The 24,237-nt window shown below is 68.4% G+C and carries 22 protein-coding genes and 1 pseudogene; 13 read left to right on the top strand and 10 right to left on the bottom strand.

What is annotated here, in order from left to right; translation table 11 throughout:
• Positions 1–150: 150 nt before the first annotated feature.
• Entirely contained in the window at positions 151–690 is a 540-nt protein-coding gene (locus ABS361_09030) for a polysaccharide biosynthesis/export family protein (GenBank protein ID XBY46859.1), read from the bottom strand.
• Positions 691–886: 196 nt separating this feature from the next.
• On the opposite strand from ABS361_09030, the gene ABS361_09025 reads away from it, so the two are divergent.
• Positions 887–2,974, top strand: a complete 2,088-nt coding sequence (locus ABS361_09025; GenBank protein ID XBY46339.1) for an exopolysaccharide transport family protein — start codon at positions 887–889, stop codon at positions 2,972–2,974.
• A gap of 97 nt (positions 2,975–3,071) precedes the next feature.
• On the opposite strand, the gene ABS361_09020 is transcribed toward ABS361_09025, so the two are convergent.
• Together ABS361_09020 and ABS361_09015 are read right to left on the bottom strand one after the other, a co-directional pair.
• Positions 3,072–4,286 (bottom strand): GNAT family N-acetyltransferase, encoded by a 1,215-nt coding sequence (locus ABS361_09020; protein XBY46338.1) that lies wholly within the window; start codon positions 4,284–4,286, stop codon positions 3,072–3,074.
• Between the two features lie 177 nt (positions 4,287–4,463).
• A complete protein-coding gene (locus tag ABS361_09015; protein ID XBY46337.1) occupies positions 4,464–4,697 on the bottom strand; it encodes a DUF2842 domain-containing protein in 234 nt (77 codons plus the stop codon).
• Between the two features lie 175 nt (positions 4,698–4,872).
• Between ABS361_09015 and ABS361_09010 the strand changes: the two genes are divergently transcribed.
• Complete coding sequence (locus tag ABS361_09010) at positions 4,873–5,934, top strand: COX15/CtaA family protein (GenBank protein XBY46336.1); 1,062 nt, start codon at positions 4,873–4,875, stop codon at positions 5,932–5,934.
• A 75-nt stretch (positions 5,935–6,009) separates the two neighbouring features.
• On the opposite strand, the gene ABS361_09005 is transcribed toward ABS361_09010, so the two are convergent.
• The 4 genes and pseudogenes from ABS361_09005 to ABS361_08990 form a co-directional block, all read right to left on the bottom strand.
• Positions 6,010–7,290, bottom strand: a complete 1,281-nt coding sequence (locus ABS361_09005; GenBank protein ID XBY46335.1) for an O-acetylhomoserine aminocarboxypropyltransferase — start codon at positions 7,288–7,290, stop codon at positions 6,010–6,012.
• A gap of 111 nt (positions 7,291–7,401) precedes the next feature.
• On the bottom strand, positions 7,402–7,938 hold the full coding sequence (locus ABS361_09000) for a CoA-binding protein (GenBank protein ID XBY46334.1): 537 nt from the start codon (positions 7,936–7,938) through the stop codon (positions 7,402–7,404).
• The gene (locus tag ABS361_08995; protein XBY46333.1) at positions 7,935–8,213 is read right to left on the bottom strand and encodes a hypothetical protein; all 279 of its coding nucleotides are present in this window, start codon (positions 8,211–8,213) and stop codon (positions 7,935–7,937) included. The genes ABS361_09000 and ABS361_08995 overlap by 4 nt, the downstream gene beginning before the upstream one ends.
• Before the next feature lie 49 nt (positions 8,214–8,262).
• A pseudogene (locus ABS361_08990) lies at positions 8,263–9,062 on the bottom strand (enoyl-CoA hydratase).
• A 257-nt stretch (positions 9,063–9,319) separates the two neighbouring features.
• Here ABS361_08990 and ABS361_08985 point away from each other — a divergent pair.
• The 6 genes from ABS361_08985 to ABS361_08960 all read left to right on the top strand — a co-directional run bounded on the left by ABS361_08985 (position 9,320) and on the right by ABS361_08960 (position 13,440).
• Complete coding sequence (locus tag ABS361_08985; GenBank protein ID XBY46332.1) at positions 9,320–9,751, top strand: PaaI family thioesterase; 432 nt, start codon at positions 9,320–9,322, stop codon at positions 9,749–9,751.
• Between the two features lie 181 nt (positions 9,752–9,932).
• Positions 9,933–10,430: a hypothetical protein gene (locus ABS361_08980; GenBank protein ID XBY46331.1), complete on the top strand. Its 498-nt coding sequence runs from the start codon at positions 9,933–9,935 to the stop codon at positions 10,428–10,430.
• Between the two features lie 286 nt (positions 10,431–10,716).
• Positions 10,717–11,178, top strand: coding sequence for a 50S ribosomal protein L13 (rplM, locus tag ABS361_08975; GenBank protein XBY46330.1), 462 nt, complete (start codon positions 10,717–10,719; stop codon positions 11,176–11,178).
• 2 nt (positions 11,179–11,180) lie between these two features.
• On the top strand, positions 11,181–11,666 hold the full coding sequence (gene rpsI / locus ABS361_08970) for a 30S ribosomal protein S9 (GenBank protein ID XBY46329.1): 486 nt from the start codon (positions 11,181–11,183) through the stop codon (positions 11,664–11,666).
• A gap of 132 nt (positions 11,667–11,798) precedes the next feature.
• Complete coding sequence (argC, locus tag ABS361_08965; GenBank protein XBY46328.1) at positions 11,799–12,839, top strand: N-acetyl-gamma-glutamyl-phosphate reductase; 1,041 nt, start codon at positions 11,799–11,801, stop codon at positions 12,837–12,839.
• 169 nt (positions 12,840–13,008) lie between these two features.
• On the top strand, positions 13,009–13,440 hold the full coding sequence (locus ABS361_08960) for a hypothetical protein (protein ID XBY46327.1): 432 nt from the start codon (positions 13,009–13,011) through the stop codon (positions 13,438–13,440).
• A 174-nt stretch (positions 13,441–13,614) separates the two neighbouring features.
• Here the strand turns inward: ABS361_08960 and phaC are convergent, their stop codons facing one another.
• Positions 13,615–15,420: a class I poly(R)-hydroxyalkanoic acid synthase gene (phaC, locus tag ABS361_08955; GenBank protein XBY46326.1), complete on the bottom strand. Its 1,806-nt coding sequence runs from the start codon at positions 15,418–15,420 to the stop codon at positions 13,615–13,617.
• 225 nt (positions 15,421–15,645) lie between these two features.
• Here phaC and ABS361_08950 point away from each other — a divergent pair, with 225 nt between their 5' ends.
• The 5 genes from ABS361_08950 (at position 15,646) to glpX (ending at position 20,492) form a co-directional block, all read left to right on the top strand.
• Entirely contained in the window at positions 15,646–15,984 is a 339-nt protein-coding gene (locus ABS361_08950) for a hypothetical protein (GenBank protein ID XBY46325.1), read from the top strand.
• A gap of 252 nt (positions 15,985–16,236) precedes the next feature.
• Positions 16,237–17,454: an LL-diaminopimelate aminotransferase gene (locus ABS361_08945; protein ID XBY46324.1), complete on the top strand. Its 1,218-nt coding sequence runs from the start codon at positions 16,237–16,239 to the stop codon at positions 17,452–17,454.
• A gap of 27 nt (positions 17,455–17,481) precedes the next feature.
• Positions 17,482–17,982: a GrpB family protein gene (locus ABS361_08940; protein ID XBY46323.1), complete on the top strand. Its 501-nt coding sequence runs from the start codon at positions 17,482–17,484 to the stop codon at positions 17,980–17,982.
• Positions 17,983–18,135: 153 nt separating this feature from the next.
• Positions 18,136–19,458, top strand: a complete 1,323-nt coding sequence (locus ABS361_08935) for a homoserine dehydrogenase (protein XBY46322.1) — start codon at positions 18,136–18,138, stop codon at positions 19,456–19,458.
• A gap of 53 nt (positions 19,459–19,511) precedes the next feature.
• Entirely contained in the window at positions 19,512–20,492 is a 981-nt protein-coding gene (gene glpX, locus ABS361_08930; GenBank protein XBY46858.1) for a class II fructose-bisphosphatase, read from the top strand.
• Positions 20,493–20,583: 91 nt separating this feature from the next.
• Here glpX and ABS361_08925 read toward each other — a convergent pair whose 3' ends face one another.
• Both ABS361_08925 and ABS361_08920 read right to left on the bottom strand, forming a co-directional pair.
• Positions 20,584–22,263: a peptidase S10 gene (locus tag ABS361_08925; GenBank protein ID XBY46321.1), complete on the bottom strand. Its 1,680-nt coding sequence runs from the start codon at positions 22,261–22,263 to the stop codon at positions 20,584–20,586.
• A gap of 292 nt (positions 22,264–22,555) precedes the next feature.
• A complete protein-coding gene (locus ABS361_08920) occupies positions 22,556–24,133 on the bottom strand; it encodes a PLP-dependent aminotransferase family protein (GenBank protein XBY46320.1) in 1,578 nt (525 codons plus the stop codon).
• Between the last annotated feature and the right edge of the window lie 104 nt (positions 24,134–24,237).

Genomic DNA, 24,237 nt, shown 5'->3' with positions numbered 1-24,237 from the left:
CCCGGCCCGTGATCGGGCTGTCCCGTTTGTCCGGGGTCGACAATGACAGAGGCGACTGAAATCCAAGTTAGATCTAGTCGCAATTTTGCGACTATTGGAGCAAGGTTCGGTTAACCTTGCTCCGACAGACAAGAGCCAGAAAAACAGCGCTCAGAAAAAGCGTTCGCGGACGTAGATCGTGTCGCCCGGACGGATCGGATCGGTGACCGGCACCCGGCCGCTCATGATCTCGCCGTTGATCTGGCGGGTGATGTCGACCGAGCTCTGATCCGCGCGCGCCGTATAGCCGCCGGAGATGGCGACCGCGGTCTGGGCGGTCATGCCGGCGACGTAGGGGTACTGGCCGGCGTTGCGGACCTCGCCCATGACGAAGAACGGCCGGTATTGCTCCACTTCGACAGTGACGTCCGGATGGCGCAGATAGCCGTTGCGCAGCCGTCCGGCGATGTCGGCCTGCAGCTGATCGGTCGTCTTGCCGCGCGCCGGCACGGAGCCGATCAGCGGGAAGGCGAGGCTGCCGGACGCGTCGATCTGGTATGTGTTCGACAGGTTCGGCTGGTCGAACACGGTGATGCGCAGCCTGTCGCCCGCGTCGAAGCGATAGGGTTGGTTGAGTACCTCGTGGAAGGCCGGGGAGGGGCGAACGTAGCCCGAACACCCCCCGACGAGGGAGGCCAGCACGACCGCCATGGCCAGTCCGAAACGCATGATCAGCCTCGCAAGGAATCCTTGAGAGGACATTGGGAGCTTATGGTTAATGAAATCTGAACCGAGATTTCACGTCGGCGAGAGCCTTGCCCAAACTCTAACGGGCGGCCGCTGCGATTAACCGGTCATTGACCCTAACGGATCCATAATCCAGCTGTCAGTGACGGAGTAGTCGGTTATGGCCGTTCGCAGCGACAGCAGTTTCGACGATGTGGACATCGACCTCGGAGTGATCCTCCGGGCGCTTTGGCGCGCGAAGTTCGGGCTTCTTCTGTTTACGCTCTTCGTTGCCGGCGCAACGGCGATCGGCTTGTCTATGGTGCCGCCCCGCTACAAATCGGAGGCCAAGGTCGTCATCGAGGCGCGCGATCTGCCGCTCGATGTTCGCCAGCGTGGCGCCGAAACGGAGCGGGCGGTCTATGACGAGGCCGGCATCGGCAGTCAGGTCCAGCTCCTGACCTCCCGCGATCTCGCGCGCCGTGTCGTCGCTGCGACCAAGCTCGCCGACGAGCCGGAGTTCAATTCCGCCGGTGGGATGCTGTCGCGGCTCCTCGGGAGCCGCCGCGGCGCTGCCGAGGACCGCGTGCTCGATGCCTATTTCGAACGCCTGAACGTCTATCAGGTCGAGAAGTCGCGCGTCATCACGATCGAATTCTCCTCCCGTGACCCGGCCCTGTCGGCGCGCGTCGCCAACATGATCGTCACGGAGTTCCTGAAAGCGCAGGGCGAGGCCAAGCTGCAGACCAACAGCGACGCCACCCGCTGGCTCCAGTCCGAGATCGACGACCTGCGCCGCAAGGTCGGCGAGGCCGAGGAAAAGGTCGAGAAATTCCGCTCCGGCACCGACCTCTACGCCGGGCAGAATCGCACGCCGCTGACCGAGCAGCAGCTCGGCGACATCGGCTCGCAGCTGTCTTCGGCGCGGTCGCTGAAGACCGACCTCGACGTCAAGGTCCGCCAGCTGAAGCGCCTGATCGATTCGAACGCCGCGCTCGACGGCGCCTCCGACGTGCTCAACGCGCCGACCATCCAGCGGCTGCGCGAGCGCCAGAGCGCGCTGCGTTCGCGCATCGCCGAACTCGGAACGGTCTACCTGCCGGGCCATCCGCAGATCCAGGCGCTGCAGGCGCAGATCGGCGACGTCGAGGCCCAGATGCGCATCGAGGCGCGCAAGGTGCTCTCGGGCCTCGAGACAGACCTGCGCGTCGCCGAGGGCCGCATTCGCGAACTGACCGCCCAGGCGGGCGAGTACAAGGCGCAGTCGGTCAAGGCGGGCGAGAACGAGATCCAGCTCCGCGCCCTGGAGCGCGAGGCCAAGGCGCAGCGCGACCTGCTCGAGACCTTCCTCGCCCGCTATCGCGAGGCGGTCGCCAAGCAGCGCGCCGAAGCCGCGCCGGCCGATGCGCGCGTGATCTCCGAGGCGACCGTCCCGGTTCAGCCGGCCTTCCCGAAGCTGGTGCCGCTGACCTCGGTCGCCGCCGCCGCCGCCTTCCTGCTCGGCGCCACCTTCGTGACGCTGCGCTCGATCCTGTCGGGTGAGGCCATGGTGCGTCGGCCGATCGTGGCCGGCGAGCCGCCCGCGGTCGCCGGCGGCGTGCCGGTCGACGGCCGCATGCGTCGTCCGCGTGGCGCTACGGTGTCGCGCCTGATGCCGAAGGACGACGACGAGCCGCTCGATGCGGAGGGCGTCGCCTCGGTGTCGCGGATCTGGTCGGAGCTCGCCAAGCTCGACAGCCCGTCCGGCCGCGTGCTCGTCGCCTCCGCCACCTCGCGCAAGGCCGCCGATATCGCTGCCATTGCCCTGTCGCGTGTCGCCGCCAAGTCCGGCGCCCGCGTCTGCCTGCTCGATCTCAACGGCCGAGAGCCCGACGACGAGGCAGGGGCCGAGGGCCCCGGCCTGCCGGACCTGCTCGCCGGCCGTGTCAGCTTCGCGCAGGTCATCTACCGCGACCGCCGGTCCCGCGCGCACATCGTGCCCGCCGGCCCGGTCGGCGAGGATCTCGTGTCGCATCCGCGGCTTGCGACCGTCATCGAGGCTCTGGAGGCGACCTACGACTTCGTCGTGCTCGACCTCGGCCTCGTCAACGAGGCGCATGCCGATCTCGCCGAGACCGCGCGCGCCATCGTCGTTGCCGCCGACGGCGCCGGCAACGACCCGCGCACGCATCGCTGCTACGAGGCGCTGTCGGCCTCGGGCGGGGAGAATGTCTTCGTGCTCTCGGTGGAGAGCTCGGAGGCGAAGTCGCTGGTCGAGATCGCCGCCTGATCGGGGATGGCGGACCGCGCGGCGGCATGGCCGCGCCTGCATCGGAATCGGCCGGCCGCGCGAGCGAGCCGGCCTTTTTCGTCTGACGGGCGAAGGCTCAGTCGCGCTCCTCGGCATCGTCGCCGAGCTTGGCCTTGAAGCGTCGGAATGCCCGCACCCGCTCCCACCACACCGCGTTGCGGCGGATCGCGCCGAGGAGCGCCGCGCGCAGACGCCGTTCAGCGACCTGGACATGGCCGAGCGGCGTCAGCGCGAGAAACGTGTCGACGAGTGGGATCGTGCGGTCGGCCCAGCTCGACTTGTAGCGTTCCTGGCCGGCGCCGAAATCGTAGGTCTCGAAGCCGCGCGCGACGAAGGCTTCGATCTGGCGGTGGATCAGGATCTCGCCCGGGCTCGCCCGCGCCAGATCGCCGTCCGCGAAGGACAGCAGCATGCCGGTCACCCGGCCGCCGCGGAGGCTGACCGCCGAATAGGCCTGCGCCCCGCCGCCGGCCCTCAAGGCCCAGATCTCGATGGCGGCGTCGTCGCCGGGCTGCGCGGTTCCGGCGACCGCCGCATAGAAGGCGGGGATGCCCGGATCGCCGAACACGTCGTGCAGGCCCTGCGCCTTCAGGCGACGGGACTTCTGCGCGAACAGATCCGCCAGCGCCGCGACCGCGGCGGCCGGCGGCAGCACCTCGATCCGGTAGTCGCCGGCCTCCGCGAGCATGCGCTCCTTGCGGCGCGCGTTCTTGCGTTTGCGCTTGCCGCTATGCCGCTCGAGGATGCCGTCGAACGACGGCGCCAGCGTCAGTTCATAGCCGTCGTTGACCGAGCGCGCCGCCGGCAGCGCCGCCACGATCGGGTCGGCCAGACCGTCGTTCTCGGTGCGCTGGCTGGTCAGGAGGTAGCAATGAACACGGTGCTGACGGCCGATGTCGCGGAGGAGGGCGCGTACCGTCGCCGGATCGAGCGCCGCGATCGCCTCGGCCGTGTGGAGGCCGCCGTGATAGCCGAGGTGCGAGCCGCCGAGCCATTCGGCGATCCGCGCGAAGCCACGGCGCCTGACGCCGAGCGGCCACAGGAACGCCGGACGACCGTCGATGCGTCCGAGCACGAGCAGCGGCGTCTGTCCGATGGTCGGCGCGACATGGGCGATCCAGGCGGCCATCCAGTCGTAGCGTTGGAATGGCGCGGGCAGCGCCTCGGTTTCGAGTGTGCGCCAGACGGCTTCGATCTCGGCCGGATCGGCGTGGACGCTCACCGACAGGCGTGCGCCGAGCGCCGCGGTCTGCAACGGGACCGTCTCAACAGGAACACTGCCGACCGACATCGCGGACCGCTCTCCGAGCGGGCGATCGATGCGGAGCCATTCGGCCGTTTCGTCGATCGAACCGCTCTCATCACGTTCGAAGATCGAGCGGCATCATAGCGGCGACGTGTAAAGGAACCTTGTGACGGCGCTCCGGTCTTTGCGGGAGACCGCCGAGGCTCCGGCTGTGGGGCTGCCTCAGCGCGAGGCGCCGTCGGCCGGCGCCTTCTTGGCCCCCCGGTACATCCAGCTCACGATCAGCATCGCGATCGGCACCCAGCCGAGGCCCGCGACCGCGAAATAGATGATCTGCACCCACATCGGCTTGGTCGCGGCAATGATGTTGCCGACGCCCATGGCGATCAGGATATAGACGAGCACGAACACGACCAGCACGGTGTTGCCGATCAGGCGCTTCAGTTTGCCGGGCATGCGACGCGTGTCTCCTGGTGGTCCGATCGATCCGGCATACGGATCGTGTCGCGGATGGATCGATCCGAGCGGACGCGATGCGGGTGCTGCGACGTCGGGCGTCACGTCGAGGTGACTTACCGATCGCGGTCGAGGGCTCTATATCTCGCCCGCGAACGAGGAGAAAAGGAAAACCATGACCACGATCGCACTCGATGCCCCGGCCGGGGCCAGTCCGGGGCGCCGCGGGCAGGGGCTCGTGCGGGCCTGGCTCGTGCTGGTCGCACTGATGGTCTTCGCCATGGTGATCGTCGGCGGCGCGACCCGGCTGACCGATTCCGGCCTGTCGATCACCGAATGGCAGCCGCTGCTCGGCGCCATCCCGCCGATGACCGATGCCGCCTGGGCCGAGGCCTTCGCCAAGTACAAGGCGATCCCGCAATACACCCAGATGAACCAGGGCATGGACCTCGCCGCCTTCAAGTTCATCTTCTGGTGGGAATGGGCGCACCGGTTCCTCGGTCGCATGATCGGCGTGGTGTTCTTCGTGCCCTTCGTCGCCTTCCTGGCGACCGGCCTGATCGCGCGCCGCGACGCCGGCCGCTTCGCCGCGATCTTCGTGCTCGGCGGCATCCAGGGCGCCGTCGGCTGGTGGATGGTGGCCTCCGGCCTCGTCGACCGCGTCTCGGTCGCGCCTTATCGGCTCGCCGTGCACCTGACGCTCGCCAGCATCATCTTCGCCGCGCTCGTCTGGACCGCGGCCTCGCTCGGCCGCAACGATCGGCGCGAGAACGAGGCGCCGCGCATCAGGACGGGGGCTGCGCTGGTCGTCGCCATGGTGTTCGTGCAGATCTTCCTCGGCGCGCTCGTCGCGGGCAACGACGCCGGGCTCGTCTACAACACCTGGCCGAGCATGAACGGCTTTGTCGTGCCGCCGGAGTGGCTCGCCATGGAGCCCATGTGGCGGAACTTCTTCGAGAATCACGCGACGGTGCAATTCGTCCATCGCGGCGGCGCCTATATCCTGACTGCGCTGGCGCTGATCCAGGCGATCGTCGCGCTCCGGCTCGGGCAGTCGGCGCCGGTCCGGCGCTCGGCCGTGTTCCTGATCCTTGCCGTGCTGGCGCAGGTCGTGATCGGCATCGGCACGCTGGTCATGGTCGTGCCGCTCGGCATGGCGCTGCTGCACCAGGCCTTCGGCATCCTGGTCCTGACCGCCGCGACGCTGCATCTGCGCGCCGCGACCGCCGCGACCTGACGAAGCGAAGGCCATCGGTTCGAATCGAAACGGCGGGACCCGAGGATCTCGCCGTCGTCGTTTCCGGGCCCCGGATCAGCCCGCGAGCGCCTGATCGAGATCGGCGATCAGATCGGCGGCATCCTCGATGCCGATCGACAGGCGAACGACATCAGGGCCGGCGCCGGCGGCGGTCTTCTGCGCGTCGGTGAGCTGGCGATGCGTGGTCGAGGCGGGATGGATGACCAGGCTGCGCGTGTCGCCGACATTGGCGAGATGCGAGAACAGCCCGACCTTCGACACGAGCTTGATGCCCGCCTCGTAGCCGCCCTTGAGCCCGAAGGTGAACACCGCTCCGGCACCCTTCGGCATATAGCGGCCCGCCAGCGCATGGTACTTGTCGCCCGGCAGGCCGGCGTAGGACACCCACGACACGGCCGGATGCTGGCTCAGGAATTCGGCGATCGCCTGCGCATTGGCGCAATGCTTCGCCATGCGCAGCGGCAGCGTCTCGATGCCGGTCAGGATCATGAAGGCGTTGAACGGCGAGATCGCCGGGCCGAGGTCGCGCAGGCCGAGCACGCGGGCGGCGATCGCGAAGGCGAAGTTGCCGAAGGTCTCGGCGAGCACCATGCCCTGATACTCCGGCCGCGGCTCGGACAGCATCGGGTACTTGCCGTCGCGCCGCCAGTCGAAGCGGCCGCCGTCGACGAGCAGGCCGCCGATCGAATTGCCGTGGCCGCCGAGGAACTTGGTCGCCGAGTGGACGACGATGTCGGCGCCGTGCTCGATCGGCCGGCAGAGATAGGGCGTCGCCAGCGTGTTGTCGACGACGAGCGGCACATGGTGGCGCCGCGCGATCTCGGCGACGCCGGCGATGTCGAGCACCACGCCGCCCGGATTGGCGAGGCTCTCGATGAAGATCGCGCGCGTCTTGTCGGTCATGGCGCGCTCGAACGAGCCGAGATCGTCCGGATCGGCCCAGACCACCTCCCAGCCGTAGTTCTTGAAGGCGTGGTTCAGCTGGTTGATCGAGCCGCCGTAGAGCTTGCGCGAGGCGACGATCTCGTCGCCGGGGCGCATCAGCGTGTGGAACACGAGATGCTGCGCGGCGTGGCCCGAGGCGACCGCCAGCGCCGCCGTGCCGCCCTCGAGCGCGGCGACGCGCTCCTCGAGCACGGCCTGGGTCGGGTTGCCGATGCGCGTGTAGATATTGCCGAACGCCTGCAGTCCGAACAGCGAGGCGGCATGGTCGACGTCGTCGAACACGAAGGACGTGGTCTGGTAGATCGGCGTCGCCCGCGCGCCCGTGGTGGGATCCGGCTGGGCGCCGGCGTGGACCGCGAGCGTCGCAAAGCCCGGTTCGGTGGTGCTCATGCTGGTTCTCTCCCTGGTGCCGCTCTCGGGGTCTCGTGCCGCGATCAGCGGTCTCGCCGTCAGCGATAGCGGATGATCGCCTCGATTGTGAAGGTGCCGCCGGTCAGTCGATCAATCCTCTCGCGGCCCTGGGCCCGGTCGCGCGATCCCGAGCCGCTGGAAGCCCTCGCGGCGCACCGGCCGCTTGGCCGAGAGCTGCCGCGAATTGACGCCGGCCCATGAGATCTCGCCGGAGAGCCGGCCGTATTCGATCTTCGGACACCGGTTCATCACCACCTGGAGCCCGGCGGCTTCGGCCCTGTCGGCGGCCTCGTCGTTGCGGATGCCGAGCTGCATCCACACGACCTTGGCCCCGACCGCGATCGCCTCGTCGACCACGGGACCGACATGCTCGGCAGCGCGGAACACGTCGACCATGTCGATCGGCACCGGCACATCGGCGAGCGTGGCATAGACCGGCCGGTCGGCGATGGTCCGTCCGGCATGGCCCGGATTGATCGCGTAGACCTCGTAGCCCTTCTGCGCCAGATACTTGAGCACGAAGTAGGACGGTCGCGTCTCGTTGGCGCTCGCGCCCACGATGGCGATCGTGCGCACCGACGTCAGGATGCTCCGGATGTAGTTGTCGGCGTAGGTGTCGTGGTTCATCGCGGTTCCGGGGCGGACGGCGGCCGGCGCCCGGCGCCGGTCTCGGGGGTGTGCGCGGGGCGGCCCTTGCGCTTGTCGGGCAGGGTGGCGGCGAGGCCGAGAAGGTGCATCAGGAAGCTGACGCCGCCGATCAGGCCGAGCACGATGCCGAGCCCGAAGATCCAGGCCGGCCGGGCGGTCGTGTCGGCAAAGCCGGTCACGACGGCGGAGGCCAGGAGGGCGATGGCGATCGGCAGCAGGAAGCGCCAGAGCGTCGCGAAACGGGCGCGGGTCATCGCGGGCCCCGGCTCGAGAGGGAAGCGCGGTCGGTGGCGCGCATCGGGATCACGATCCGGTCCATTGCGGTTGCCGCTTTTCGATGAAGGCGCCCATGCCCTCTTCGGCATCGCGCGCCAGCATGTTCTCGACCATGACCTCGGCCGTGTAGCGATAGGCGGCCTCGAGATCCATCTCGGCTTGGGCGTAGAACGCCTCCTTGCCGATCTTCACCGTCAGCGGCGACTTCGCGACGATCGCCGCCGCGATGGTCCCGGTCTCGGCTTCGAGCCGGTCGGCCGGCACCACGCGGTTGACGAGGCCGATCGCGCGCGCTTCCGTCGCTGAAACCGGCTCGCCGAGAAGCAGCATTTCCATGGCGTGCTTGCGCGCGACATTGCGCGACAGTGCCACCATCGGCGTCGAACAGAACAGGCCGATGTGGACGCCCGGCGTCGCGAAGCGCGCGCCCTCGGCCGCGACGGCCAGGTCGCAACTGGCGACGAGCTGGCAGCCGGCGGCGGTGGCGAGCCCGCGACCTCGGCGATCACCGGCTTGGGCAGCCGGACGATCGAGGTCATCAGCCGCGCGCAGGTCGCCATGATCTCGGAGAAATAGGCCCGCCCGCGATCGGCGTCGCTGCGCCGGCCGGTCAGTTCCTTGAGATCGTGCCCGGCCGAGAACACCGCGCCTTCGGCCGCGATCACCACCACACGCACGGCCGGATCGGCGGCCGCGCGATCGAGCGCGCCCTGCAGCGCGCCCATCATCGCCTCGGACAGTGCATTGCGACGCGACGGATTGGCGAGCGTCAGGCGCAGGACGCCGTCGGCCAGCGCCTCGCGCAGGATCGGCCCGGCGTTGTGCAAGGCTGCGGCGGTTGCGGTCTGGTTCACGGCGTCTCCTCCCGGCTTCCTCGCGCGGCGCGAACCGGAGGGTTCGCCGCTGCGAGCGGCCGCTTGTCGTTGTTCGGGCGAGAATAGGCCCGAACGGTCGCGGCCGACCAGTCCGATTTTCGGGGGGTATCCTCGTCCCTTGCCGCCGGGATGCGGAGCCGCTACGCCCGAGAGGCAGAATGCGAGAGGTCGACGGGGCAGAGGCTCCGAACCACGAGGGGAGGGCGCGCATGGTCCTGCAGCCGGTGATGACGGCCGAGGAGGTCTCCGAGTTTCTCGATCGCGAGTTTCCGCAGATCCACGAGGGCGGCCGCGCCTTCAGCGTCGAGGGCGTGGCGCCGGGCTTGGGCGTCATGCGCTTCTCGGCCGGCGATCGGCATCTGCGGCCGGGCGGCACTGTGTCCGGCCCGGCGCTGTTCACGCTCGCCGACCTCGCGGCCTATGTCGTGATCCTCGCCCATATCGGCCCGGTCGCGCTCGCGGTCACCACCACGGCGACGATCAATTTCCTGCGCAAGCCGGAGCCCGGCGACCTGATCGGCGAGGCGCGCATCCTGAAGCTCGGCAAGCGGCTCGTGGTCGTCGAGATCGGCATCCGCTCGGACGGGTCGGAAGACCTCGTCGCCCATACCACGATGACCTATTCGATCCCGAACCGTTGAAGCCGCAAGGCGAAACGGCGGCATCGTCACGACAATGCCCAGGCGATGAACGCGTTCTGAATTCGGCGCTCAGCCCCGGTGCACGGGCGGCCCCGTACTCTCCTGACCATCGACGCGGCACCGAAGTCCGGTGTCGCCGATGCCGGCTCGCTTGCCGGTCGAAGAGATCAGGATGATCGCCATGAACAGGTTCGTCGCCGCTGCCGTCGCCGCCCTCACTTTGACGGCCGCTTCCTTCGCGCCGGTGTCCCAGGCCCGCGCCGGAGACGAGGGCGCCATCGCCGCCGGCATCGTCGGCGGTCTCATCCTCGGCGGCGTGATCGCCCAGGCCGCGCAGGCCTCCGACGACGAACCGGTCGTGCAGCAGCGCTATGTCGAGCCCGCGCCGCGCTACACCAGCGACGAGAGCTACGACCGCCCGCGCTACACCGAGCCCTATCGGAGCTACGGCGGCGAGGCGCGCTACGAGCGGCGTCGCTACGACGGCGACGGCTATGGCTACGGTCAGCGCCGCTACGACTCGGCCGGCTACGGCTATGCAGAGCAGCCGTACCGCCATCGCCACGACGAGACCGCCCGCGCCTATGACGACTACGGCAGCTACCGCGCGCCGGACTGCCGCCGGGTCTACGTCGAAGATTATCGCGGCGCCGGTCATATGCGGAGGGTCTGCCGCTGACGCCGCCGGCCGGCGCCCGATCACCGGGCGCTGGCCGCATTTTGTGTGGTATTCCGATAAGAATCACCGCGTATTATAATACCGCTATAGACAAGCCATTGAAATTCAATATTTTATGTCCGACGTGAGTTCGTGACGTCCTCTTGACGTTCGGCCGGGTATCGATTATCCCCACCCTCGAAACGGCGGCCCCTGCGGGCCGCCTCTTCGTTTGCCCGCACCGGCGTCTCGACAGGGATCCGGCTGCGCGGAAGAGGGGACACCCCTCGAACAAGGGACGAAAACAATGACGACGTATTCGGCCAAGCCGGCTGAGGTCGAGAAGAAGTGGGTCCTGATCGACGCCCAGGGTCTGGTCGTCGGCCGCCTCGCTTCTCTGATCGCCATGCGGCTGCGCGGCAAGCACCTGCCGACCTACACCCCCCACGTCGACGACGGTGACAACGTCATCGTCATCAACGCGGACAAGGTGGTCTTCACCGGCAACAAGCGTGAGGACAAGGTCTACTACTGGCACACCGGTCATCCGGGCGGCATCAAGGAGCGCACCGCGCGCAAGATCCTCGAGGGCCGTTTCCCCGAGCGCGTGATCGAGAAGGCCGTGCAGCGCATGCTGCCGCGCGGGCCCCTCGCCCGCAAGCAGATGACCCACCTGAAGATCTACGCGGGCGGCGCTCATCCGCACGAGGCTCAGCAGCCGGCCGTGCTCGACGTCAAGAGCCTCAACCGCAAGAACGTGAGGGCCTGAACATGGCCGAGATTCAGTCTCTGGAACAGCTCGGCGAGGCCATGGGCGCTCGTCCGGTCGGCGGTGAGCCGGCTCCGGTCCACGAGCGCAAGGTCGACGCCCTCGGCCGCTCCTACGCCACCGGCAAGCGCAAGGACGCGGTCGCCCGCGTTTGGCTGTCGCGCGGTTCGGGCAAGATCGTCGTCAACGGCAAGGACTTCACGGCGTATTTCGCCCGTCCGGTGCTGCAGATGCTGATCATGCAGCCGATCCTGGCCGCCGATCGCGACAACCAGTTCGACATCAACGCCTCGGTCGAGGGTGGTGGTCTCTCCGGTCAGGCCGGCGCGCTGCGTCACGGCATCTCGAAGGCGATGACCTACTTCGAGCCGGAACTGCGCGGCGTGCTGAAGCCCTACGGCTTCCTGACCCGCGACAGCCGCGTCGTCGAGCGCAAGAAGTACGGCCGCCGCAAGGCCCGCCGGTCCTTCCAGTTCTCGAAGCGCTGATCGACGTCGCGTCAATTTGCGCGATCCTCTGCGGAAAGGCGGGCCTTGCGGGTCCGCCTTTTTCGTTGTTTGTTAACTTTCATCAGCGGTCACGTCCCGGTCGTCGCGCCGAGATCCGATGGAATGTAGCTCATGTCGGTTCTCTCTCTCGAAGGCGCGGACGTCGCGGTGCTGGGTGCCACCAGTCGGGTCGGTGCCGAGATCGTTCGCCTGCTCGCCGAACATCCTCGCTTCAATATCCGGGCATTGATCGTCCCCGAACATGCCGCCGGATCCATGAGCGGGGTCTACCCTCATCTTGCAGGCGTGTCTCTGCCGCGTCCTATCCCGCCCGAGGCGCAGGACTGGTCGCAGGTCGATCTGGTCTTCGGCGCGCTCGCCGACGGATCGGAGACGGCGATCCTCGCCGGATTGCCGGACACGGTGCGGATCGTCGACACGGCTGCGAGCCTCTGCGCCACCGGCGCGGGCCAGCGCCGCGGCCGCGAGGTCGCTCGCGCGCCGGAGCCGGCCCCGAACGCCGTCTGTGGTCTGACCGAGTTCTTCCGCAGTGAGATCCCCGCCGCCCGCATGGTCGGCAATCCGGGCGCGCTCGCCACCGCCGTCGAACTCGCGCTCGTGCCGCTGATCGAGGCGCTCGCCATCGATCCGGGCGAGATCACGATCGACATCAAGGCGGCCGCCGGCGCCCTGTCCAGGCCTGGGCCCTCCGGGGCCACGGCCGGTGCGGTCGAGGACGTCGGCTTCGCCGGCACCGACCATGATGCGGCTGAGATCGAACTGGCACTCTCGCGGGCCGCGGGCCGCTCGGTGGTGCCGAGCCTCGCGATCCATCGCGTGCCCACGGGGCGCGGCGTGCTGGCGACGCTCTACGTCAAGTTCGTGCGCGGTCATATGGTCGAGGATCTCCATCACATCCTGACCGGGCGCTTTCTGACCGAGCGTTTCGTCGATGTGCTGCCTTTCGGACGCGCGCCGGATTTCGGCCACGTGCGCGGCGCCAACCGGGCGCTGATCGGCGTGTTGCGCGACCGCCGGCCGGGTCGCGCGATCCTCGCCGTTGCGCTCGACGATCTGATGAAGGGGTCGGCCGGGCAGGCGGTCCAGAACGCCAACCTCATGATGGGGTTCGACGAAGGGCTCGGCCTCACCCGCATCGGCCATTTCCCCTGAACGGACCTGTTCCGATGCGACGTCAGCGACGGCTGGATGACGCGCTGTGTCGCCACTCCGCAATCGTGTCAGCGAATGACGGTTTCGTGGCGTCGACAGCCATTGACGTGTCATGAAATTCGCGGACATCCTCCCATGCCTCGCATGGCGAGGGGTTGGGAGGATCTTCATGAAGTCTCTGAAATATCTTGCCGTCGGCCTTCTGGCGCTCGGCCTCGCCGCCTGTGAGGGCAAGCCCGGTCCGGCCGGCCCGAAGGGCGAAACCGGTCCGAGCGGCGCGCCGGGCGCGCAGGGCCCCGCCGGTCCGGCTGGTCCCGCCGGCCCCGCCGGTCCGAAGGGTGACGCCGGTCCGGCCGGCCCCGCTGGTCCCGCCGGCCCGAAGGGCGAGCAGGGCGCCGCCGGTCCGCGCGGCGAACCGGGTGCTGCTGCCCCGGCGCTGAGCCTGCGCAAGGTGCCGGGCGATGCCTCGGCCTCCTGCTCGAGCGGCGAGATGCTGCTGTCCGGCTACTGCGTCGGAACTGGCGCCACGCTGACCATCGGCGACGATGGCGCCATCGGCTGTGAGAACGGCAAGGCCGTCGCGATCTGCGTTGCCAAGTAAGGCCGTCGCGCGTGAGGCAGGCGAGGCGGCCGGTCCGGCACGCACTTTCCTCACGCGCGCGCACTGACATCGCCGAACGCCGCTACCGAGCCGCCCGGTCGATCCGGGCGGTTTTCGCGTATCAGAGCGGGAAAGTCCCGCCCACGGATGGTGTCAGGTGATAGCCCGAGCCCTTCAGGCCCGGATCACCACATAGGTGCCGGGTGCATCGCCGAGCGGCTTCAGCTTGCGGCCGCCGGGCTTGCGTGCCTTGACTGTCTCCGGCGCGAGCGCGCTGACCCACTGGTGCCAATGCGGCCACCACGTGCCCGGATGCTCCTCGGCCTTGGCGATCCAGTCATCGAGTTCGCCGGCCGGCGGCGCGCCGGTCCAGAACTGGTACTTCGGCTTCGTCGCCGGGTTCACCACGCCGGCGATATGGCCGGAGCCGGCCAGCACGAAGGTCACCGGACCGCCGAAATAGCGGCTGCCGAGAAACACCGATTTCGCCGGGGCGATGTGATCCTCGCGGGTGGCGAGATTGTAGATCGGCACCTTCGACTTGGAGAGGTCGAGCTTGACGCCCGCGATCTCCATCTCGCCCTTGGTCAACTTGTTGTCGAGATAGCAATTCCGCAGGTAGAAACTGTGGTTCGCCGCCGGCATCCGGGTGGCGTCGGAGTTCCAGTACAGAAGGTCGAACGGGAACGGTTCCTTACCGCGCATGTAATTGTTGACGACATAGGGCCAGATCAGGTCGTTCGACCGCAGCATGTTGAAGGCCGCGGCCATCTTCGTGCCTTCGAGATAGCCCTTGGCCTTCATCTTCTCTTCGGTCGCGCGGATCTGTTCCTCGTCGACGAACACCTTGAGGTCGCCGGCATAGCGGAAGTCGACCTGGGTCGTGAAGAAGGTCGCGCTCTTGATCCGGTCGTCGCCGACCGCCGCGCAATAGGCGAGCGTCACGCCGAGGAGCGTGCCGCCGACGCAATAGCCGATCGTGTTGACCTCGCGCTCGCCGGTCGCCTTCTCGACGACGTCGAGCGCCTCCAGGATGCCCTCGCGCATGTAATGCTCGAAGGACTTCTGCGCCTGACGCTCGTCCGGATTGACCCAGGAGATCACGAACACCGTGTGGCCCTGCGCGACGGCCCAGCGGATGAAGCTCTTTTCCGGATTGAGGTCGAGAATGTAGAACTTGTTGATCCAGGGCGGCACGATCAGCAGCGGCCGCTTCAGCACCGTCTCGGTCACCGGCGTGTACTGGATGATCTCGCAGACATCATTGCGGTGGATGACCTTGCCCGGCGTGGTGGCGAGGTTCTCTCCGACCTTGAACGTGCCGGGGCTCGCCTGCCGGATCTTCAGGTCGCCGCCGCCGGCCGCGATGTCCTCGGCGAGCATGCGCATGCCGCGCACGAGATTCTCGCCGTTCGATTCCATCGTCTCGCGCAGCAGCTCGGGATTGGTCAGCAGGAAGTTCGACGGCGCGACCGCTGCCGCGAGCTGCCGGACGTAGAAATCCGCCTTGTGGCGCGTGTGATCGTCGAGCCCCTCGGCGCGCTCGACCAGATCCTCGGCCCAGCGCGAGGTGATCAGGTACATTTGCTTCAGGAAGTCGAAGAACTGGTTCTCCCGCCACTCCGGATCCTGAAAGCGCTTGTCGCGCGGGTCGGGCTCCGCGACGGCTTGCGCCTCCTCGCCCGACATGCGCTTGACCATCGTGCTCCACAGGTCGATGTAGCCCGTGAAGAGTTTGGTCTGCGCTTCGAGGGCGCGGCCTGGGTCAGACAGCCAGTATTCGCCGACATGGGCGAATGTCTTGACCACGTTGGCTATGTCCTCGGCGAATTCCCCTTTGTTGGAGCCCTCTTCGCGCGGCTTCAGATAGGCGGCGGCGGCCTTGCCGGCCTGCTCGACCACCCGGGCCAGATTGTTCGCGAAGGCTTCCGGGTTCTTCACGATATACTTGAGGAGCGGGCTCTCGCCTTGCTCAGCCATGGGTCTGCGTTCCCTCGTCCGGCTTTGTTGTTCGCGTGTCCGGGCACCGGAACCCTATCTGACGCGTATCGAGGTCGAGTGACAAGCTGGAGCGGTCAGCTATCATCGCGCCCGTCAATTGGGGAGGAATCCTTGCAGTTCCGTGACGATAGGGCAACGCTGAGTTTCCTCCGCGCACGCCGCGCCGCCCCGGCTCGCCCGCCAAGATGGGGGCTCGTTCCGGTCGTGTCGACCCTCGTACTCACGCTGACGGCGTGTGCGAACGACATTTCCGGGACCGGCACGACGCCGGTCGCCGCACCGGCGCCCCGCGCCGCCGTGCCGGCGACCACGCCGGACGGCTACCCGAACGTGAGCGTCGACACCGCCCGCTTCGACGCCGCGCGTCCGCGCGATGCCGAGGGCCAGCAGAAGCTCGAGAAGTCGCTGCGCTCCGCTGGTGCCCGCGCGCAGGCTCAAGGGCGCGGCGGCAAGGCGAAATCCGCGGTCGGCGAACTGGAGAAGCTCCGGGCGCAGAATCGCAAGGCGGTCGACGAGATCGACCGTGCCGCGCCGGCGAAGTGAGCGGATGCCGGTGGGCGATGAGGGAGGCGCGGCGCGCCGCCGCGTTTCCGCCATGACGCGGTAGGACTTTCGTTGGCCGCGACGTTGTCGCGGTCGCGAAGGCGACATCGATCTGTTACAAGCGACGCCCCGTCCGAAAAGATCGGACGGTTCGAATCGCCGCATGCCAGCCGGGGGTCCGATCGACACCGTTCCTCCCGTGAGGAGAGCGGCGGATCCCGAGAAGAGAGAGCCAAGGGAAGGGCCGACGCCATGGACGAGTTCCACAAGATCCGACGGCTGCCGCCGTACGTGTTCGAGCAGGTCAATCGTCTGAAGGCACAGGCTCGAGCGAACGGCGCCGACATCATCGATCTCGGCATGGGCAACCCGGACCTGCCGACGCCGCGTTTCATCGAGGAGAAGCTGATCGAGACGATCGGCAAGCCGCGCACGAACCGCTATTCGGCCTCCAAGGGCATTCCGGGCCTGCGCCGTGCCCAGGCGACCTATTACGCCCGCCGCTTCGGCGTGAAGCTCAACCCGGACACCCAGATCGTCGCGACGCTCGGGTCGAAGGAGGGTTTCGTCAACATGGCGCAGGCGATCACCGCCCCCGGCGACGTGATCCTGGCGCCGAACCCGAGCTACCCGATCCACGCCTTCGGCTTCCTGATGGTCGGCGGTGTGATCCGCTCGGTGCCGATCGAGCCGGGCCCGTCGTTCTTCCACGCGATGGAACGCGCGGTCGCCCATTCGATCCCGAAGCCGCTCGCGGTCATCCTCTGCTATCCGTCGAACCCGACCGCGGTGACGGCGGATCTCGATTTCTACAAGGACGTGATCGCCTTCGCGAAGAAGCACGAGCTGTTCGTGCTCTCCGATCTCGCCTATGCCGAGATCTATTTCGACGATGATCCGCCGCCCTCGGTGCTGCAGGTGCCGGGCGCGATCGACGTCGCGGTCGAGTTCACCTCGATGTCGAAGAGCTTTTCCATGCCCGGCTGGCGTATGGGCTTCGCGGTCGGCAACGAGCGGCTCATCGCCGCGCTCGGCCGCGTGAAGAGCTATCTCGACTACGGCGCCTACACGCCGATCCAGGTCGCGACCGCCCACGCGCTGAACTCGGGCGACGAATGCATCAAGGAGATCCGCGAGGTCTACAAGAAGCGTCGCGACGTGATGGTCGAGAGCTTCGAGAAGGCCGGTTTCCCGGTGCCGGCACCGAAGGCGTCGATGTTCGCCTGGGTGCCGATCCCGGAGAAGTTCCGCCACCTCGGCAGTCTCGAGTTCTCCAAGCTGCTGATCGAGAAGGCCGATGTCGCGGTCGCGCCGGGCGTCGGCTTCGGCGAGAACGGCGACGAGTTCGTTCGCATCGCGCTCGTCGAGAACGAACAGCGCATCCGCCAGGCCGCCCGCAACATCCGTCGCTTCTTCGACGGCGCGGAAAAGACCCTGCACAACGTGATCCCGATCAGCGCGGCCGGCTGAAGGGATTCGGACCCGGCGGAGGTCGCCGTGACGGAGACCTTCCGCCTCGTGCCAGCGCAGACCGCTGCGGCTCACGCAGCGGCCGCCTTCGAGCGGTGGCGCCTGGATATCGCCGCCCTGCTGCCGGAGAGCGCCGACATTCAGCATGTCGGCGCAACGGCCGTGCCCGGTTGCCTGACCAAGGGCGATCTCGACATGTGTGTCCGCGTCGATCGGGCTGACTTCGTCGCCGCCGATGCGGCACTTGCCGCGCGGTTTGCGCGAAATGACGGCTCGATCCGCACCGAGGCATTCTCGGCCTTTGCCGCCGAGGAAGCCGATCCGCCGCTCGGCGTCCAACTTGTGGTCCGCGGCGGCGAACTCGACGTCTTCGTCCGGTTCCGCGACGCCCTGCGGGCCGATCCGGCCTTGGTCGCTGACTACAACGGCTTGAAGGCCGGCTTCGACGGCCGGCCGATGGACGCCTATCGCGCGGCCAAGGCGGCATTCGTCGAACAGGTGCTGGCCGACCCGGTCTCGCGATTGTGAGGCCATGGTGTCGCGGCGGGCGGGCAAATCCGTCGTGGCATGACCCCCTTTCGTCGGCGCACCTTTATCTCCGCCGATTCCGGCTCTATAGGCTTGGGCCCGATCGCATGCCTTGCGGGCATGCGGCCATGACCCGCCAACCGGGATGTCCTGATGCAGTCCAGTCTTCGCCTGGGTCTCGCCGGCCTCGGCACCGTCGGTGCCTCCGTCGTCCGTCTCCTCGCCAAGCATGGCGACGATCTCGCCGTGCGTTGCGGTCGGCGCATTTCGCTGCGCGCCGTCTCCGCGCGCGACCGGACGCGGGATCGCGGCATCGACCTCGCCAACGTGAACTGGTTCCAGGACCCGGTGAAGCTCGCGGCCAATCCGGACATCGATGTGTTCGTGGAGCTGATCGGCGGCGCCTCCGGACCGGCCGAGGAGAGTGTCCGCACCGCGCTCGAGCACGGCAAGCATGTGGTCACCGCCAACAAGGCGCTGCTCGCCCGCCACGGCGTCGAGCTCGCGCGCCTCGCCGAGAAGAAGGGCGTCAGCCTGAACTTCGAGGCCGCGGTCGCCGGCGGCATTCCGATCATCAAGACGCTGCGCGAGGCGCTCGCCGGCAACGAGATCACCCGGCTCGCCGGCATCCTCAACGGCACCTGCAACTACATCCTGACCCGGATGGAGCGCGAGCGGATCTCGTTCGACGAGTGCCTGAAGGATGCCCAGCGCCTCGGCTATGCCGAAGCCGACCCGACCTTCGATGTCGGTGGCTTCGATACGGCGCATAAGCTGGCGCTGCTGACCTCGCTCGCTTTCGGCAGCGAGATCGATGTCGACCAGATCTTCATCGAGGGCATCACCTCGATCGGCCTGCCCGACATCGAGGCGGCCGACGAACTCGGCTACCGGATCAAGCTGCTCGCCATCGCCGAGAAGAACGAGGGCGGGATCGAGCAGCGCGTCCACCCGACGCTGGTGCCGAAGACCTCCGCGATCGGCCGGGTCGACGGCGTTCTGAACGCCGTTGCGGTCGATGCGGACTTCGTCGGCAAGCTGATGCTGGTCGGTCCGGGCGCCGGCGGCGACGCGACCGCCTCGTCGGTGGTCGGCGACATCGCCGACATCGCGCGTGGCACGGCGCTCAATACCATGGGCCGGCCGGCCGAGCAGATGAAGCCCTATCGAAAGTCGGATGTGGAAAGCCACGCCGGCGGCTTCTATGTGCGCCTGTCGGTCTACGACCGCCCCGGTGCCTTCGCGGCCATCGCCAACCGCATGGCGGAACGCGGAATTTCGCTCGAGAGCATCGTCCAGCGCGCCGGTCGTCCGATGGCCGACCAGCCGAATACGGGTTCTCCCGCGATGACGCGGCAGGTGATCATGGTGACTTACCAAACCACCGAAGCCGCGATAAGAGAGGCGCTCGCCCGCATCGAACAAGACGGGCACGTGTCGGACCCGGCGCAATTCATCCGCATCGAGGCGATGTGACGGGCCCGGCGTTCGGGAGCGAACAGTCCATGGCGTCGAGCAAGCAGAAGTCGATGAAGCCCGTCGAAGCGTCGTCCCTCGATCGGATCCTGACCCTCGAACTGGCGCGCGTCACCGAACGCGCGGCGGTCGCGGCGGCGCGGTTGCGCGGCCGCGGCGACGAGATGGCCGCCGATCAGGCCGCCGTCGACGCCATGCGCCAGGAGCTGAACCATCTGCCGATCGACGGCACGGTGGTCATCGGCGAGGGCGAGCGCGACGAGGCGCCGATGCTCTACATCGGCGAGAAGGTCGGCACGGGCAAGGGCCCGGCGGTCGACATTGCGCTCGACCCGCTGGAAGGCACGACGATCTGCGCCAAGAACCTGCCGAACTCGATCGCGGTCATCGCGCTCGCCGAGGCCGGCAGCCTCCTGAATGCGCCGGACGTCTACATGGACAAGATCGCGATCGGCCCGGGCTTCCCGGCCGGCATCGTCGATCTCGACGCCCCGCCGGCCGACAATATCCGCGCCGTCGCGGCCGCCAAGGGTGTGCCGGTCGGCGAGATCACCGCCTGCATCCTCGATCGCCCGCGCCACGCCAAGCTGATCGAGGACGTCCGCGCCACCGGCGCCTCGATCCGCCTGATCGGCGACGGCGACGTCGCCGGCGTGATCCACACGACCGAGCCGACCGAGACCGGCATCGACATCTATTTGGGCATCGGCGGCGCGCCGGAAGGCGTGCTGGCGGCCGCCGCGCTGCGCTGCATCGGCGGCCAGATGCAGGGCCGGCTGATCCTCGATCGCCCCGAGAAGATCGAGCGCGCCGCGCGCATGGGCATCAAGGACCCGCGCAAGAAATACGGCCTCGAAGAAATGGCCAAGGGCGACGTCCTGTTCGCCGCCACCGGCGTCACCGACGGCAATTTCCTGCAAGGCGTGAAGTTCGGCCGCAACTCGATCACCACCAACACCGTGGTGATGCGCTCCTCGACCGGCACGGTCCGCTGGATCCGCGCCATGCACACGCAGCTCGACAAGTTCGAGTGAGCGAGGGCCTCGGCTTGCTCTGACTGGCGTAGGATTTGTTCGGCCGGGGCATTCGCTCCGGCCGCTTTCGTTCGCGCCCCTCAGGCCCCGCTCACCTCATCAAGGCCTCCGCCTCGGCGCGCAGCGCCTTGCGGCTGTCGTCGCGCGAATAGAACATGTGGCCGCCGGGGTAGACGACCAGCTTGACGCGGTCGGGACGGGTCAGGGTCGGCGGCAGCTGGTCGAGCTCGATCTTGGAGCCGAAGTAGGGCGTCGCCAGATCGAAGATGCCGTGCGCGACGATCAGCTTCAGCTTCGGGTCGAGCGCCAGGATCTGACGGATCTGCTGGACCGACTCGACCGGATTGGTGCCGCGGCCCCAGTCCCAGGCGCGGTTCACCTGCTCGCTCAGCAGCGCATAGTTGCCCTCCGGCCGCCAGCCGAGCCGGCGCGTGGTCAGGTCGACCGCCGCGCTCGTCATCGGCGCGATCAGCGGATCCGAGGAGGCGTCGCCGAAGCGGAAGAAGCTCGAATCCGGGAACGGATCGAGCATCGAGACCGAGGCGTCGTAGCGCCCGGCGACCCGGCCATCGGCGCGGTCGAGGGCACGGCGGAACTCGATCGCATCGACGCGCGCGCCGAGCCGGGCGACGAGCGTGCGGTCGAGGCCGGTGAAGCCCGAGACCTTGTCGGCGAGCCGGTCGGTGGCAGCCTGGTCGGCCTCGCCCTTGACCAGATCCATCAGGAAATCGCTCTGCGCGTAAGCCTCGACGTCGGCGAGATCGGCGCGCGTTACCGGCCCCTTCGCCTCGCGCGCCACCGCCGTCATGGTCGGCAGGTTGGCGACATGGCGCAGGACGGGCGAGCCCGACAGGCGGAAATCCATGACCGGCGAGACCAGAATCAGGCCGCGCACGCCGATGCCCTCGCGGGTCTGCAGGTCGTGCACGACCTTCGGCCCGCGGATGCCGCCGTAGCTCTCGCCCATGACATACTTGGGCGACAGGAGCCGGTTCGACCGCTCCACCCAGCGCCGGATCACGCGCGCGATCGAGCGCGCATCGCCCTCGACCGAGAAGTAGCGCTTGCGCAGGTCCTCGCCGGAGCCGGCGAAGCGGCTGTAGCCGGTGCCGACCGGGTCGATGAAGACGAGGTCGGTGAAGTCGAGCCAGGTCTCGGCGTTCGGCTGCACCTCCGGCGGCGCCGAGGGGCTGAGCGCCTCGCCCGCCATCGGTAGCCGCCACGGGCCGGCATTGCCGAGCTGCAGCCAGGCCGAGGAGGCGCCCGGACCGCCGTTGAACACGAAGGTCACGGGGCGGCTGCGCGGATCCTCGCCGTCGCGGATGTAGGCCGTGTAGGCGATGTCGGCTTCCGGCTCGTTCTTGTCGTCGAAGAGCCGGATCGATCCGGCCGTTGCGGTGAAGGCGAGCGTGCGGCCGGGCAGCGCGAGCGTCTGCCGCGTCGTGCTGTCAGGCGGCAGTCGGCGATGGTCGGCGGCGCTCGTGCTGCCTTGAGAGGTGTCGCGCCGGCGCTCGTTCGGCCGGTCCGGCCCATCGCGGTCGCCCTGATCGCGCGCTTCCTGCGCGTTGCCGCGCTCGCCGCCCTGTCGGCCCGCATCGCGAGGCGCACTCGGCTGTCCGGTCCGCTGATCGCGCTGCGCCGGCCGCGCCTCCGGCGCGGTGCGGGTCTCGGATGCGGCCGGCGCGACGTCCTCGGCGAAGGAAGCCGGCGCGCCTGCGATGAGCGCGAGGGCGAGCGCCGCGACGGCGCCGGGCTTGCGGGAGATGGTCATGGGCGCGGTGCCTCGCTCGTATGGTTCGAGCCCATATGACGTCGCGCACCGTGTCGAAGCCAAGACGCTTCGTCCGGGTTGGCGAAAACGTGACCCGCCGAGAGCCGCGCCCGCTCGGCCGTGGCGCTCACGTAGCGTCGCCCCTGACCGGCGCCGCGGGCGCGCGATAGGGCCAAGGAAGGGCAGGGACTGACGGAGTGACGCTGTCGAGCCGTCGGTCGCACCGTCCGACCGCGCTCAGACAAATAATCGGACGAAGCACGCAGCGCGTGACCGGTCGAGCGACCGGCGCTCAACCTGCGACCGCGTCGTCTTCGGCCGATGACCCGGCCAGCGCGATCGCGGCCCCGTCGAGCGTGTCGACCTCGGTCGCTACCCCATCCTTGCGCCGCCCGCGTTTCGGCTTCGGGCGGTCGGCGGCGAACAGCGACATCTGTTCGATCTTCGACGGTTCGCGCGGGCGCGCCTTCGCGCCCATGACGCCGGCGAGCACCTTGTAGAGTTTGGAATCGAGCGACTGCGCCACGTTGAAACGCAGGAACCGCCCGGCCGTCTCGCTCGGCGAGAACACGTTGCCGGGCGCGAGCACGATGCCCTCCTTCAGCGCCTTGGCGGCGATCTCGGCGGAGTCGAGCCCGTCGGGCAGCTGGCACCAGAGGAACAGCCCGCCCGCGGGCTCGATCCAGGGCTCGATGCCGATCGTGCGCAGGTTCCGGCCGACCCGTTCGCGCGCGCCGGCAAGCTTGGCGTGGAGCGCGCCGAGGTGCCGGCGATAGGCGCCGTCCTGGAGCACCGCCGCGATCACATCGGCGGCGAGCCGGCCGCCGCCGAAGCTGGTGGCGATCTTCAGGTCGACCAGCGCCTCGATCCAGTCCGGTCGGGCGGCGACATAGCCGGCGCGCAGCGACGCCGACAGGGTCTTGGAGAACGACCCGACGCGGACGACGCGCTCGAGACCGTCGAGAGTGGCGAGCCGCGGGCTCGGCTCGGTCTCGAAATCGGCGAAGATGTCGTCCTCGACGATGGTGAGGTCGAAGGCTTCCGCGACCTTGAGGATCCGGTGCGCGATCGCCGGGGCGAGGTTCGCGCCGGTCGGATTGTGGATGCCGGAATTGGTCAGGTAGAGCCGCGGCCGATGTTCGGCGACGAGCGCGGCGAAGGCGGCCGGATCGGGGCCGGACGGCGTCATCGGCACACCGACGACCTTGGCCCGGTGCACGCGCAGCAGCGCCTGGAAATTGAAGTAGCACGGGTCGTCGACCAGCACGGTGTCGCCACGCTCGATCATGAGCCGGCAGACGAGGTCGATCGCCTGCGTGCCGGACTCGGTCAGCATGACGGCGTCGGACGAAATCTCGAGCCCCTGCGCCGCGATCCGCCGGGCGATTACCGCGCGCAGCGTCGGCGAACCGAGCGGCGTCGCATAATCGGCGATCTCGACCGAGGGCAGGCGGGAGGCGGAACGCAGCGCCTTGCGGACGGCGTCTTGCGGCAACCAGCTCGCCGGCACCCAGCCGCAGCCCGGCACAGTGCGCGCGCCCTCGGCCTCGAGCGCCTGCCGCGAAACCCAGAACGGATCGATCGCCCGATCCCGCTTCGGGCCGACCTCGGCCGGTGACACAGGCGCCGGCCGTCCGGCGACGGTGAAGCCCGAGCCGGGCCGCGAGATGATCACCCCTTCGGCGACCAGCCGGTCATAGGCCTCGACCACCGTCGACTTCGAGACGCCGTAGGTCTCGGCCGCGCGCCGGACCGACAGGAGCCTCGACCCGGCGACCAGCGCCCCCTCGGCGACGCGGTCGCGGACCGATCGCGCGATCCGCTCGACGAGCGTCACGGATGGTGTTTTGTCATCAGTACGGTTGATCATCCGTATTGGTCCAAAATTCAATACAGTTCATGGAAATCGTACTGAACTGTTTCTAGCATGACCACGTGCTGTACACCATCCTGTGTCTGAGGCCGTATTGCTGA

The organism is Ancalomicrobiaceae bacterium S20, from assembly GCA_040269895.1.
Taxonomy (GTDB): domain Bacteria; phylum Pseudomonadota; class Alphaproteobacteria; order Rhizobiales; family Ancalomicrobiaceae; genus Methyloraptor; species Methyloraptor flagellatus.
This window is presented reverse-complemented; position numbering and strand designations above follow the sequence as displayed.